At 69.5% G+C, this 12,023-nt stretch carries 14 protein-coding genes; 8 read left to right on the top strand and 6 right to left on the bottom strand.

Annotated elements, in window-relative coordinates; genetic code table 11:
- Positions 1-34: 34 nt before the first annotated feature.
- The gene (locus AC5Y6X_RS01015; RefSeq protein WP_499983637.1) at positions 35-535 is read right to left on the bottom strand and encodes an isoprenylcysteine carboxyl methyltransferase family protein; all 501 of its coding nucleotides are present in this window, start codon (positions 533-535) and stop codon (positions 35-37) included.
- Between the two features lie 121 nt (positions 536-656).
- Between AC5Y6X_RS01015 and AC5Y6X_RS01010 the strand changes: the two genes are divergently transcribed.
- The 3 genes from AC5Y6X_RS01010 to AC5Y6X_RS01000 are packed head-to-tail and all read left to right on the top strand — an operon-like array spanning position 657 to position 3,080.
- Positions 657-1,202 (top strand): gamma carbonic anhydrase family protein, encoded by a 546-nt coding sequence (locus AC5Y6X_RS01010; protein WP_420715859.1) that lies wholly within the window; start codon positions 657-659, stop codon positions 1,200-1,202.
- A 10-nt stretch (positions 1,203-1,212) separates the two neighbouring features.
- A complete protein-coding gene (locus tag AC5Y6X_RS01005; protein WP_499983635.1) occupies positions 1,213-2,361 on the top strand; it encodes an NAD(P)H-binding protein in 1,149 nt (382 codons plus the stop codon).
- Complete coding sequence (locus tag AC5Y6X_RS01000) at positions 2,358-3,080, top strand: CPBP family intramembrane glutamic endopeptidase (RefSeq protein WP_499983634.1); 723 nt, start codon at positions 2,358-2,360, stop codon at positions 3,078-3,080. The genes AC5Y6X_RS01005 and AC5Y6X_RS01000 overlap by 4 nt, the downstream gene beginning before the upstream one ends.
- A gap of 15 nt (positions 3,081-3,095) precedes the next feature.
- Here the strand turns inward: AC5Y6X_RS01000 and AC5Y6X_RS00995 are convergent, their stop codons facing one another.
- The gene (locus AC5Y6X_RS00995; protein ID WP_499983632.1) at positions 3,096-3,902 is read right to left on the bottom strand and encodes an enoyl-CoA hydratase; all 807 of its coding nucleotides are present in this window, start codon (positions 3,900-3,902) and stop codon (positions 3,096-3,098) included.
- Between the two features lie 98 nt (positions 3,903-4,000).
- Here AC5Y6X_RS00995 and AC5Y6X_RS00990 point away from each other — a divergent pair, with 98 nt between their 5' ends.
- Both AC5Y6X_RS00990 and AC5Y6X_RS00985 read left to right on the top strand, forming a co-directional pair.
- The gene (locus AC5Y6X_RS00990; protein ID WP_499983631.1) at positions 4,001-5,080 is read left to right on the top strand and encodes a CaiB/BaiF CoA transferase family protein; all 1,080 of its coding nucleotides are present in this window, start codon (positions 4,001-4,003) and stop codon (positions 5,078-5,080) included.
- Positions 5,081-5,132: 52 nt separating this feature from the next.
- The gene (locus AC5Y6X_RS00985; RefSeq protein WP_499983630.1) at positions 5,133-5,885 is read left to right on the top strand and encodes a 3-hydroxyacyl-CoA dehydrogenase; all 753 of its coding nucleotides are present in this window, start codon (positions 5,133-5,135) and stop codon (positions 5,883-5,885) included.
- A gap of 194 nt (positions 5,886-6,079) precedes the next feature.
- On the opposite strand, the gene AC5Y6X_RS00980 is transcribed toward AC5Y6X_RS00985, so the two are convergent.
- Positions 6,080-6,211, bottom strand: a complete 132-nt coding sequence (locus AC5Y6X_RS00980; protein WP_139329413.1) for a hypothetical protein — start codon at positions 6,209-6,211, stop codon at positions 6,080-6,082.
- 258 nt (positions 6,212-6,469) lie between these two features.
- Here AC5Y6X_RS00980 and AC5Y6X_RS00975 point away from each other — a divergent pair, with 258 nt between their 5' ends.
- Both AC5Y6X_RS00975 and AC5Y6X_RS00970 read left to right on the top strand, forming a co-directional pair.
- Positions 6,470-8,767 carry an MMPL family transporter gene (locus AC5Y6X_RS00975; protein ID WP_499983628.1) on the top strand — a complete coding sequence of 766 codons (2,298 nt, stop codon included), beginning with the start codon at positions 6,470-6,472 and terminating at the stop codon, positions 8,765-8,767.
- Positions 8,768-8,799: 32 nt separating this feature from the next.
- Entirely contained in the window at positions 8,800-9,447 is a 648-nt protein-coding gene (locus AC5Y6X_RS00970; RefSeq protein WP_499983627.1) for a methyltransferase domain-containing protein, read from the top strand.
- A 27-nt stretch (positions 9,448-9,474) separates the two neighbouring features.
- Here the strand turns inward: AC5Y6X_RS00970 and AC5Y6X_RS00965 are convergent, their stop codons facing one another.
- Entirely contained in the window at positions 9,475-10,188 is a 714-nt protein-coding gene (locus AC5Y6X_RS00965; RefSeq protein ID WP_499983626.1) for an NAD-dependent deacylase, read from the bottom strand.
- Between the two features lie 37 nt (positions 10,189-10,225).
- Here AC5Y6X_RS00965 and AC5Y6X_RS00960 point away from each other — a divergent pair, with 37 nt between their 5' ends.
- The gene (locus AC5Y6X_RS00960; protein WP_499983625.1) at positions 10,226-10,603 is read left to right on the top strand and encodes an Rv1152 family transcriptional regulator; all 378 of its coding nucleotides are present in this window, start codon (positions 10,226-10,228) and stop codon (positions 10,601-10,603) included.
- Here AC5Y6X_RS00960 and AC5Y6X_RS00955 read toward each other — a convergent pair.
- Both AC5Y6X_RS00955 and AC5Y6X_RS00950 read right to left on the bottom strand, forming a co-directional pair.
- A complete protein-coding gene (locus AC5Y6X_RS00955; protein ID WP_499983623.1) occupies positions 10,600-11,433 on the bottom strand; it encodes a class I SAM-dependent methyltransferase in 834 nt (277 codons plus the stop codon). The two genes, AC5Y6X_RS00960 and AC5Y6X_RS00955, sit on opposite strands and share 4 nt — an antisense overlap.
- Complete coding sequence (locus AC5Y6X_RS00950) at positions 11,430-11,960, bottom strand: DUF1697 domain-containing protein (protein WP_499983622.1); 531 nt, start codon at positions 11,958-11,960, stop codon at positions 11,430-11,432. The genes AC5Y6X_RS00955 and AC5Y6X_RS00950 overlap by 4 nt, the downstream gene beginning before the upstream one ends.
- Positions 11,961-12,023: the final 63 nt, after the last annotated feature.

Here is a 12,023-nt window from a genome sequence, read left to right as displayed (position 1 = left end):
TCGCTTCGCTCTGCATCGTCGCCGGCGCGGTTCGTCATGTGTAGCCCAGCGCGGAGTTCTCCACGTGCACGCGCACCCTCAGCAACACCGCATTGGCGACGGTGAAAACGGCCGCGGTCAGCCACGCCGTGTGCACCAACGGCAGCGCAAATCCTTCGGCCACCACTGCAACATAGTTCGGGTGATGCAGCCACCGATAGGGGCCGGCCCGCACCAGCGGCGCGTCCGGCAACACGATCACCCTGGTGTTCCACCGCCGCCCCAGCGTCGCGATGCACCACCAGCGCAGCCCCTGGCTCAGCGCCACCACGGCCAGCATCGGCCAGCCGAGCCAGGCGATGAACGGCCGGTGCAGCGCCCACGGTTCGACGATGCAGCCCAGCAGCAGCGCGGTGTGGATCGCGACCATCAACCCGTAGTGCCCACGACCAAACTCCTTGGCGCCCTGGGCAAAAGACCACCGCGCGTTCCGCGTGGAGACCGCCAGCTCCGCCACGCGCTCGATCCCGACCGCCAGGATCAGCAGGTAGTACATCTCTTCACTATCTCGTGGGCGGGCACTACCACGCCAGCGGGGTCCACATACCGGTTGACGGTGGGGCCCCGGAATCGGTTCAAGCGCAGCCCGGTAAACGGTTGGCTTGCGGGCATTTACGATGACGTCCATGTCCGCGCCGCTGATTGTCTCCATTCGGGGCCATGCGCCCGTGCTGCACGCCGAGTCCTGGGTGGCGCCCAACGCCAGCGTGATCGGAAAGGTCAGCCTCGCGGCCAGGGTCAGCGTCTGGTATTCCGCGACGCTGCGGGCGGAGGCCGAGCAGATCGAGGTCGGGTTCGGAACCAACATCCAAGACGGCGTCACCGTCCACGTCGACAAGGAATTCCCGGTGCGCATCGGGGCCGGGGTGAGCGTCGGGCACAACGCCGTCATCCACGGGTGCACCGTCGAGGACGACGCGCTGATCGGCTCGGGGGCGGTCATCCTCAACGGCGCACTGGTCGGCGCCGGCGCGCTGGTGGCCGCCGGCGCGGTGGTGCCGCAGGGCATGGTGGTGCCGGCCCGGTCGCTGGTGACCGGTGTGCCGGCCCGGGTGCAACGCGAGCTCAGCGCGGCCGAGGTCGCCAACAACATGCACAACGCCGAGGTGTACCGGCGGCTGCTGGACCTGCACCGCGCCTCGACGGACCCCGCCGCCCGCTAGGGTCGGGAGTATGCGGGTTCTGGTCACCGGCGCCACGGGTTATGTGGGGTCGCGCCTGGTCACGGCGCTGCTGGCGGACCGGCACCAGGTGGTGGCGGCCAGTCGAAACCCGGCGCGTCTCAACCGTTTCGGGTGGTTCGACGACGTCGCGGCGGTCCGGATGGATGCCTGCGATCCGGCGTCGGCGCGGGCGGCTCTGGACGCAGCGGGTCGCGTCGACGTGATCTATTACCTGGTACACGCGATCGGGCAGCGCGATTTCCGGGACGCCGACAGGGCCGCGGCGTACAACGTGGCGGCCGCGGCCCGCGACGCCGGCGTGCGACGCATCGTCTACCTGGGCGGCTTCGTGCCCGACGGCGAAATATCGGAGCACCTGGCCAGCCGCGCCGAGGTCGCCGACGCCCTGACCGTCGAGGGCGGCCCCGAACTGGTCTGGCTGGGGGCGGCGATGATCATCGGCGCCGGCTCCACGTCGTTCGAGATGATGCGCTACGTCGGCGATCGGTTCCCGCTGATGCCGATACCGGACTGGATGACCAACCCCATCGACCCGATCTCCATTCGCGACGCGCTGCACTATCTGGTTGCTGCCGCCGACCCGGAGCGGGTTCCCGCGGGCGGCTACGACATCGCCGGCCCCGACACCACGTCCTACCGGGAGCTGCTGCAGACGTATGCGCGCATTTCCGGCCGGTGGCATGCCGCCGTCCCGGTCGGCGGGGTGGTCGACACCGCGCTGGCGTCACTGATCACCGGCATCGCGCTGCCGGTGCCGCCGGGCTTGGCCGGCGAGCTGGTCGAGTCGCTGGATCACCCGATGGTCGCGTCCGGCAGCGGCCTGCGCGACCTGGTCCCCGACCCGCCCGGCGGCCTGCTGTCCGTCGACGATGCCATCGCGCTGGCCTTGGCCGACCGAACCGACCGCCCGCCGCCGCCCGTCAACGCCCTGGCCGATCCCCATCGCCTCGCCGACACCGATCCCGGTTGGGCCGGCGGGGATGCGCTGCGCATCGGTCGGCTCGCGCGCGCGGTGACGCCGCCGCCGGCGCGGCCCACCCTCGGGTTGCTGAACGTCATTCCCGGTCCCATCGCCGGGGCGCTTCGAACCGGCCTCGACATCCTGGTCACCCTCACCCCGAAAGTGCGCCCAGCATGAGCCAGCCCAGCACCCCCTACCGCGCCAGTGTGCTTTCCGAGCTGCGCCGCGCGGTCACCAATGTCGCTGTGCCACATAACGAATCGCCCGCGGTGGTGCGGCGCCGGCGCATCGTCGTCGGCGTCACGCTGGTGATCGGCGCCGCCGTGCTGGGATTCTCGCTGCGGCGTCATCCGGGCGAATCGAGCTTTTATTGGCTGACCCTGGCGCTGGCGGCGGTGTGGTTCGTCGGCGGATTCACCTCGGGTCCGCTGCACCTGGGCGGCATCTGCTGGCGCGGGCGCAACCAGCGCCCGGTGATCACCGGCACCACCATCGGTCTCGTCCTCGGCGGCGCGTTCGTGCTGGGCGGCATGATCGTGCGGGAGATTCCGGCCGTCGCCGGGCCGATCGGCCGGGTGCTCGCGTTCGCCCATCACGGATCGTTTTGGCCGATCGTGGCGATCACGGTGATCAACGGCGTAGCCGAGGAGGTGTTCTTCCGCGGCGCGCTCTACAGCGCGTTGGGCCGCTACCATCCGGCGGTGATTTCGACCCTGCTGTACACGGGCGCGACGATGGCCAGTGGCAACCTCATGCTCGGGTTCGCCGCGATCGTCCTGGGGACGGTGTGTGCCCTGGAGCGCCGGGCCAGCGGCGGCGTGCTGGCCCCGATCCTGACCCACTTCGTGTGGGGGCTGATCATGGTGCTGGCGTTGCCCCCGCTGTTCGGCGTCTAGAACCGCGAAAAGCCCTCAGCGGTCGGTGAAGTTGGGGGTGCGGCGCTGCTGGAATGCCGTTGCGCCCTCGATGAAGTCGTGCGACCGCAGCAGCGCCGACTGGCCGCGGAATTCGCGTTCCAGCGCGCCGTCGAGCTCGGTCAGCGTGGCCGCGTTGATGGCTTCCTTGGTCTTGGCGTACGCGACGACGGGTCCCCGCAACAACTTCGAGATCACCTTGTCGACCTCGGCGTCGAACTCCTCGGCGGGATAGACCGCGGTGACAAGGCCCGCCGACAGCGCCTCGTCGGCCGGCAGCCGCTCGGCGAGCAGCGCCATCCGCATCGCGCGGATCCGGCCGACCGCCGCCGCGACCAACGCCGACGCGCCGCCGTCGGGCATCAACCCGACCTGCGTGAAGGCAAGCATGAAAAACGCTGTGTCAGAAGCCAATACGAGGTCGCACGCCAGGGCGAGGGAGACGCCGACGCCGGCCGCCGGCCCGTGCACGACGGCGACGACAGGCCGCGGCAGCGCGGTGATGGCCCGAATCGCGCGGTTGGCCTCCGCGATGATCTCGGCACCCGGGCCGCCGCTGCCGACGTCGTCGGCGCCCATGCCCGCTCCGGAGCAGAAGCCGCGGCCCGCACCGCCCAGCCGCACCACCTTGACGTCCGGATCGGTGGCCGCGCGTTCCATCGCGTCGGCGATGCCGGCCAGCACCGCCGTGGTGACCGAGTTGAGGCTGTCGGGGCGGTCGATGGTCACCGACAGCACGCCGTCGGCCAGCGTGACGTCGAGGCCCGCGACGGGGGCCAGTGCGTCGACTACGGATTGCGGCATGCGCTCACCCTAGGCGACCGGGTGCGCGGCCGAAGAACGCGGCTGCGAAGATGCGAACGACGTCGGAAGCAGACCAAAGCAGACCAAGGGGCTACACCATGGCGGGACCGCTGAGTGGACTACGTGTTGTGGAGCTGGCTGGCATTGGGCCCGGGCCGCATGCCGCCATGATCCTGGGGGACCTGGGTGCCGACGTGGTGCGCGTCGAGCGCCCGTCGGGCGCCCCGGGGGGTGTGGCCAAGGACGCGATGAGCCGCAATCGGCGCATCGTGGCCGCCGACCTCAAGTCCGACGAGGGACGCGAACTTTTGCTCAAACTCGTCGCCAAGGCCGACGTGTTGATCGAGGGGTATCGCCCCGGCGTCACCGAGCGCCTCGGCATCGGACCCGAGCAGTGCGCCGCGGTGAACGACGGGCTGATCTACGCCCGAATGACCGGGTGGGGTCAAACCGGCCCGCGCAGTCAGCAGGCCGGCCACGACATCAACTACATCTCGCTGAACGGGATCCTGCACGCCATCGGCCGGGCCAACGAGCGGCCAGTGCCGCCGCTGAACCTGGTCGGTGACTTCGGCGGCGGCTCGATGTTCCTGTTGGTCGGCATCCTGTCCGCGCTGTGGGAGCGGCAGCGCTCCGGCAAGGGTCAGGTCGTCGACGCCGCGATGGTCGACGGGTCGAGCGTGCTGATCCAGATGATGTGGCAGATGCGCGCGTCCGGCATGTGGACCGACGAGCGCGGCACCAACATGCTCGACGGCGGCGCGCCCTACTACGACACCTACGAGTGCGCCGACGGCCGCTACGTCGCCGTCGGCGCCATCGAACCGCAGTTCTACGCGGCCATGCTGGCCGGGCTCGGCCTGGACGCCGCCAAGCTGCCGGCGCAGAACGACACCACCCGCTGGCCCGAGCTGCGGGCGGTGCTGACCGACGCGTTCGCCGCCCACGACCGCGATCACTGGACGAAGGTGTTCGCCGACTCCGACGCCTGCGTGACGCCGGTGCTGGCATTCGGTGAGGTGCAGACCGAGCCGCACATCACCGAGCGGAACACCTTCTACGAGGTCAACGGCGGCCTGCAGCCGCGGCCGGCTCCGCGGTTCTCGCGCACGGCGCCCGAGACCCCGCGGCCCGCGTCGGTGGCCGATGCCGAAGCCGTACTCCGCGACTGGGTATAGTTCCCAACCAACTGGTTGGCAGGATGGGTCGGACGATAGGGGAAGGACTCGGATGGAGATCAAGGACGCGGTAGCGGTCGTCACCGGAGGCGCGTCGGGCCTGGGCCTGGCCACCACCAAGCGGCTGCTGGATGCCGGCGCGCAGGTGGTGGTGCTGGACCTGCGCGGCGAGGACGCGGTTCGCGAGCTCGGCGACCGGGCGCGGTTCGCCCAGGCCGACGTCACCGACGAGGCCGCCGTCTCCCGCGCGCTGGACGCGGCCGAGTCGATGGGCACGCTGCGCATCGTGGTCAACTGCGCCGGCACCGGCAACGCCATCCGGGTGCTCAGCAAGGACGGCGTCTTCCCGCTCGACGCGTTCCGCAAGATCGTGGAGATCAACCTGGTCGGCACCTTCAACGTGCTGCGGCTGGCGGCCGAGCGGATCGCCAAGACCGAACCGATCGGCGAGGAACGCGGCGTCATCATCAACACCGCCTCGGTGGCCGCGTTCGACGGCCAGATCGGGCAGGCCGCCTACTCTGCGTCCAAGGGCGGCGTGGTCGGCATGACGTTGCCGATCGCCCGCGACCTGGCCAGCAAGGCGATCCGGGTCGTGACGATCGCGCCGGGCCTGTTCGACACCCCGCTGCTGGCGGGCCTGCCGGAACCGGCCCGGGAGTCGCTGGGCAAGCAGGTGCCGCACCCGTCGCGGCTGGGCAAGCCCGACGAATACGGCGCGCTGGCGGTGCACATCGTCGAGAACCCGATGCTCAACGGCGAGGTGATCCGCCTCGACGGCGCCATCCGGATGGCGCCGCGCTGACGGGTCGAGGCCGAGCAGACCCAAAAGCGCCCGAAAACGAACGTTTTCGGGCGCTTTCGCGTCTGCTCGCCGGCAAAAAGAAAGCCCCCCGCATGCGGAGGGCTGTCTAGGAATCAAGAACGAAGGTTATCGACGGAACCATCGGATAACGGCGGAATCGGCCATGAGTAGCCGCGCGACCATGCTCATGGCGGTCAGCTTGCCGTAGGCAGCGGGTGCGAGTCTTCGAACTGCTCGGAGGTCTCACCTTCCACCAGCATGTCGCCGTGGTAAAGGGCCTCGAAGTCAGCCTTGATGACGTCGGCACTCGAGTCGTCGATCCACATGAGGATGAGCGTATGGGCCACCATTAAGGAATCTTTGAGTCACGATTCGGAAAATGGTGGCAATTTACTGACGGGTAGGTTCGCCCGCGTCGGGCCACGGATCGGGCCGGTGAGCGGCCTGATCGCGACCCGCTTTTCTTCCCGGACTCTTATGGTCATGCGGGTTTGACGTGCCGTTGAACCATCCGGGTGCCCGGCTGCGTGCTCAGGGAAGGTGTTGTTTGACACCTGTAACTTAGTGGCCTGGATAGGACGAACATGCTGCAAGCGACCGCCCGGCTGGCGATCGCGGCGCCGCGGCGCATCATCGCGGTTGCGGTGTTGGTCTTCATCGCCGCCGCGGTGTTCGGCATCCCCGTCGCCAAGAGCCTGGCGCCCGGCGGTTTTCAAGATCCCGGCTCGGAGTCCGCCCACGCCATCGCAGTGCTGACCGACACGTTCGGGCAGAGCGGCCAGCAGATGCTGATCCTGGTGGCGGCGCCCGCGGGCGCCGACAGCGAACCGGCCCGCAGGGTGGGCACCGAGCTGGTCGACCTGTTGCGGCGCTCGTCGTTGGTCTACAACGTGTCCTCGGCGTGGACGGGACCTCCCGAGGCGCCCGGTGCGTCGGCCGATCTGGTCAGCAAGGACGGCAAGTCCGGGCTGATCGTGGTCAACCTCAAGGGCGGCGAGAACAACGCGCAGAAAAACGCCCAAACCCTTGCCGACGAATTCGTCCACGACCGCGACGGCGTCACGGTCCGCGCCGGTGGCTCGGCGATGCAATACGCCCAGATCAACCGGCAGAACCAGGACGACCTGTTGGTCATGGAGGCGATCGCGATCCCGCTGAGCTTCCTGGTGCTGGTCTGGGTGTTCGGTGGCCTGCTGGCCGCCGCGCTGCCGATGATCCTGGGCGCGCTGGCGGTGGTCGGCTCGATGTCCGTGCTGCGGCTGGTCACCTTCACCACCGAGGTGTCGATCTTCGCGCTCAACCTGAGCACCGCGCTGGGCCTGGCGCTGGCCGTCGACTACACCCTGCTGATCGTCAGCCGCTATCGCGACGAGCTGGCCGAGGGCGGTGACCCCGACGAGGCGCTGATCCGGACCATGGCCACCTCCGGCCGCACGGTGCTGTTCTCGGCGGTCACCGTGGCGCTGTCGATGTCGGCGACGGCGCTGTTCCCGATGTACTTCCTGAAGTCGTTCGCCTACGCGGGCGTGGCCACGGTGGCCTTCGTCGCGACGGCGTCGATCCTGATAACCCCGGCCGCGATCGTGTTGCTGGGGCCGCGGCTGAACGCGCTCGACGTGCGCCGGCTGCTGCGGCGGGTGTTCCGCCGGCCCGACCCGATGCGCAGGCCGGTCGAGCAGTGGTTCTGGTACCGGTCGAGCAGGTTCGTGATGCGCCGCTGGCTGCCGATCGGCCTGGCGGTGGCCGCGCTGCTGGTGCTGCTCGGGCTTCCCTTCATTTCGGTGAAGTGGGGGTTCCCGGACGACCGGGTGCTGCCACGTTCGGCGTCGGCGCGTCAGGTCGGCGACGAATTGCGCACCAATTTCGCGCACGATTCCTCGACGTCGGTGCCCGTCGTCATTCCCGACACAAGCGGCGTGAGCGGAGCCGACCTGGACCGGTACGCCGCCGACCTGTCCCGGGTGCCCGACGTGTCGGCGGTGTCGGCGCCGGGTGGGACGTACGTGAGCGGTAAGCGAGCGGGGCCGCCGGCGGCGGCCACCGGGGTGGCCGACGGCAGCGCATTCCTGACGGTGAGCAGCGTGGCGCCGCTGTTCTCGGCGGCCTCCGACGCTCAGCTGAAGAGCCTGCACGCCGTGCCCGGCCCGGCCGGCCGACCCGTGCAGATGGCCGGCGTCGCGCAAGTCAACCGCGACAGCGTCGACGCGGTGACGAATCGACTTCCGACCGTGCTGGGTCTGATGGCCGCCGTCACCTTCGTGTTGCTGTTCCTGCTGACCGGCAGCGTGGTGTTGCCGGTGAAGGCGCTGATGTGCAATGTCCTGTCGTTGACCGCGGCGTTCGGCGCGCTGGTGTGGATCTTTCAGGACGGTCATCTCGGCGCGCTGGGAACGACCCCGAGCGGCACGCTGGTCGCCAACATGCCGGTGCTGCTGTTCTGCATCGCCTTCGGCCTGTCCATGGACTACGAGGTGTTCCTGGTTTCACGGATCCGCGAATACTGGCTGGCGTCTGCCGCCAACGACGAGAGTGTCGCGTTGGGCGTCGCCCGGACCGGGCGGGTGATCACCGCGGCCGCGCTGGTGATGTCGATGTCGTTCGCCGCGCTGATCGCCGCACACGTCTCGTTCATGCGGATGTTCGGCCTCGGCCTGACGCTTGCCGTGGCCGCGGACGCGACCCTGGTGCGGATGGTGCTTGTTCCGGCGTTCATGCATGTGATGGGCCGGTGGAATTGGTGGGCGCCCAAGCCGCTGGCGCGGCTGCACGAGCGGTTCGGCGTCGGCGAGGGGCCGCCGGAAGAGGTCCAACTCGACCCGGTCGAGGTCTCGGTGCAGCACAATGGGCACGAAGTGTGGGAGTCGGCGACCCGGGTTGGTTAGCCGACACATCGACATCGTGAGGGAGTCCGACCATGACGGCTGCGGCGGCATCGGCATCCACCGTCGACAATCCGTTCTTCGCCAGGATCTGGCCCCTCGTCGCGGCCCGCGAGGTCGAGGCGGTGCGGGTGCTGCGCCGGGACAATGTGGCCGGGCTGTCGGGCCGGGTGCTGGAGGTCGGCGCGGGCATCGGGACGAACTTCGCCCTCTATCCGGAATCCGTCGAGCAAGTGGTGGCCGTGGAGCCCGAGCCGCGGCTGGCGGCGCGCGCCCGGGCCGCGGCCACCGCCGCGCCCGTTCCGATCGCGGTGACCGGCCAGACCGTGGAGGCGTTCGAGGGCGAGAAGCCCTTCGACGCGGTCGTGTGCTCGCTGGTGCTGTGTTCGGTGCACGAACCCGTCGCGGTGCTGCGGCGGCTGCGCTCGTTGCTGCGCCCGGGCGGGGAGCTTCGGTATCTCGAGCATGTGGCCAGCGCGGGTGCGCGGGGCCGGTTGCAGCGCCTTGCGGATTCGACGTTGTGGCCCAGGCTGTTTGGTAACTGTCACACCCACCGCGACACCGAGCGCGCCATCCTCGACGCCGGATTCGAGGTGGACAGCTCCCGGCGGGAGTGGACGCTGCCGGTCTGGGCGCCGCTGCCGGTGTCGGAGTTGGTGCTGGGCCGGGCGCGCCGGTGCTAGCGTTTCGCGCGGGTCAGCCGCCGGCCGTCAGCCGAGCAGGGCCGGCAGCCGCTTCAGCAGCCCGGGCAACGCCTGGCTCGCGGTCTCGCGGATGCTGAGGGTGGCGCTGCGGGTCAGCGGGGTGGGTTCGGGGTTGACCTCGATCACGGCCGTGCCGCGCGACAGCGCCAGTTCCGGTAGGCCGGCCGCCGGGTAGACGATCGCCGAGGTGCCCACCACCACCATCACGTCGGCGGCCTCGGTCGCCTCGACCGCGCGCCGCCACGGTTCGTCGGGCAACGCCTCCCCGAACCACACGATGTCGGGCCGGATCAAGCCGCCGCAACGGCAGACCGGCGGTTCGACTTCCAGCGCCGGTTCGCGCATCTCGGGCAATGTCTCGTTGTAGGGCATATCGCAACGCGCGCAACGGAATTCGAAGAGGCTTCCGTGCAAATGATGCACCGGGGCGCTGCCGGCGCGCTCGTGCAGGTCGTCGACGTTCTGGGTGATGACGCTGACGTCGACGTGATCCTGCCAGTCGGCGATGGCCCGGTGCCCGGCGTTGGGTTGGACGTCGGCGACCAGGTAATGGCGCCACAGGTACCATCCCCAGACCCGTTCGGGGTTGTCGCGCCACCCCTGGGTGCTGGACAACTCGTACGGGTCGAAGCGGGCCCACAACCCGTTCTTGTCGTCGCGAAAGGTCGGCACGCCGCTCTCCGCGGAGATCCCCGCGCCACTGAGCACCGTCACTCGCATCCCACCAAGATAGCGGTGCCTGGGTGATACTGGGTACGTGCAGCTGGCGGACTGGCTGAAGGTCGACCTGAAGGCGGGCAAGCCGTTGTTCGACCAGCTCAGGACGCAGGTCATCGATGGGGTCCGCGAGGGCGCGTTGCCGCCGGGCTCCCGGCTGCCGACGGTCCGGGAGCTGGCCGGCCAACTCGGCGTCGCGGTCAACACGGTGGCCCGCGCGTACCGGGAGCTGGAAACCGCGGCCATCGTCGAAACCCGGGGCCGCTTCGGAACTTTCGTCGCCCGCTACGACCCGACCGACGCGGCGATGGCCGCCGCGGCCCGCGAATACGTCCGGGTGGCCCGCGGCCTGGGGTTGGGCAAGGCCGACGCGCTGCGCTACATCGAGGAAGTGCCCGACGATGAAGACGCGGGCTAGCCGAATTCGAGCAGCGTGAAGATCGGCCGCAGCGGGGCGAGAAAACGCTTGCGGTACATGATCGACAGGGCGGCGTTGAACACCCGGCCCCGTCCCGGGGGCAGGCGCAGATCGCGGACCGCGCGGATACCCGGCACGGTGTTGGCCAGGTCGGCCGCCTGCTTGCGCGACAGCCTGAACTGCACCGGCGGGCTCTTGTAGGTCCGCGAGGTTCGTATTCCGGAGCGCTTCACCTTCGCAATCCAGGCCGGGGGCAGGTCGAAGAGCATCTGACCGCCGGGGAAAGCCTTGGCGCACTGGGTGATCAATCCAAGCGCCTGCTCGGGCTGCAGATACATCAGCAGCCCCTCGGCGGTGATGAACACCCCGGCGGAGGGGTCTACCAATTTCATCCAGCTGTAGTCCAGTGCGGACTGGGCACAGTTGCGCACCCGCGGCGAGCTGGGGAGCAGCCGGTTGCGGAGATCGATGACTTCTGGCAGATCGACTGTCAGCCAACGGAATTGGCCGTCGGGTCGGGCCGCTTGTAACCGCCAGAAGCTCGTCTGCAGGCCGTCGGCGAGTGCCACCACGGTAGCGGTCGGGTGTTGATCCAGATAGGCCAGTGCCTGGGCGTCGTAGGCCCGTGCGCGCAGCGCGGTGTCCTGGCGTGGCCGACCGAACTTTGCGAAGTCGAACGCAATGGAGTCGACCACCGCGATGGCCAGCGGATCGTCCAGGACGGGATTTGGGCGGCGGGCCTCCTGGGCCCGTGCGTTGAGCGTCAGCAGGGCCGTCTCGGAGAGACCGCCGAGGGCGACGTGCTGTTTCGATGGCTCGTGGCCGCTCACCGCAGCACCTTATCCAGGGTCCGCAGGTTGCGAGTCGTGGTCGACGGCTTGTAGCGCGGCTTGCCCATCGTCTTGCCGATCGTGCTGTCCAGGGTGGCGCCCTTGGGCACCTGCCAGTAGACGACGCCGAGGGGATCGGGGCCGCGGCTGATCTTCTCGTCCGCGCCGGCCTTGTGGCTCAGCGCGGCGAGTTCGTCGAGCACCGCGGCGTCGGCGACGAACGTGACGTAGGACTGATACCCGTCGACCTCGCGCTCGAAGGGGTAGGCGTCGACGACGGCGTGCACCGTGTCGATGTCGTAGACCAGCACCCACGCGTCGTACCCGAATCTCTCGCGCAGGGCGGTCTCGGCATTCTTCCGCACCGCGGCGACGGTGCCGGCGGACTCCAGCAGCACGTTGCCGCTGGCCAGGATCGTGCGCACGTTGTCGAATCCCGCGTCGGTCAGCGCGGCCGCGACATCGGCCATCTTGAGATTGACGCCGCCGACGTTGACCCCGCGCAGGAAGGCCGCGTACTTGGTCATGCTCCGATTCCATCAGGTGGGGTTCTCGACGCGGACGGGCGGTGCCCCGCCGGGCGCGCGACG

The organism is Mycobacterium sp. NGS26 (assembly GCF_059813025.1).
This window is presented reverse-complemented; position numbering and strand designations above follow the sequence as displayed.

Bases quoted from the DNA above. Each gene is read 5' to 3' on its own strand.
- AC5Y6X_RS01015 (WP_499983637.1), bottom strand. From the start codon at position 535: ATGTACTACCTGCTGATCCTGGCGGTCGGGATCGAGCGCGTGGCGGAG.
- AC5Y6X_RS01010 (WP_420715859.1), top strand. From the start codon at position 657: ATGACGTCCATGTCCGCGCCGCTGATTGTCTCCATTCGGGGCCATGCG.
- AC5Y6X_RS01005 (WP_499983635.1), top strand. From the start codon at position 1,213: ATGCGGGTTCTGGTCACCGGCGCCACGGGTTATGTGGGGTCGCGCCTG.
- AC5Y6X_RS01000 (WP_499983634.1), top strand. From the start codon at position 2,358: ATGAGCCAGCCCAGCACCCCCTACCGCGCCAGTGTGCTTTCCGAGCTG.
- AC5Y6X_RS00995 (WP_499983632.1), bottom strand. From the start codon at position 3,902: ATGCCGCAATCCGTAGTCGACGCACTGGCCCCCGTCGCGGGCCTCGAC.
- AC5Y6X_RS00990 (WP_499983631.1), top strand. From the start codon at position 4,001: ATGGCGGGACCGCTGAGTGGACTACGTGTTGTGGAGCTGGCTGGCATT.
- AC5Y6X_RS00985 (WP_499983630.1), top strand. From the start codon at position 5,133: ATGGAGATCAAGGACGCGGTAGCGGTCGTCACCGGAGGCGCGTCGGGC.
- AC5Y6X_RS00980 (WP_139329413.1), bottom strand. From the start codon at position 6,211: ATGTGGATCGACGACTCGAGTGCCGACGTCATCAAGGCTGACTTCGAG.
- AC5Y6X_RS00975 (WP_499983628.1), top strand. From the start codon at position 6,470: ATGCTGCAAGCGACCGCCCGGCTGGCGATCGCGGCGCCGCGGCGCATC.
- AC5Y6X_RS00970 (WP_499983627.1), top strand. From the start codon at position 8,800: ATGACGGCTGCGGCGGCATCGGCATCCACCGTCGACAATCCGTTCTTC.
- AC5Y6X_RS00965 (WP_499983626.1), bottom strand. From the start codon at position 10,188: ATGCGAGTGACGGTGCTCAGTGGCGCGGGGATCTCCGCGGAGAGCGGC.
- AC5Y6X_RS00950 (WP_499983622.1), bottom strand. From the start codon at position 11,960: ATGACCAAGTACGCGGCCTTCCTGCGCGGGGTCAACGTCGGCGGCGTC.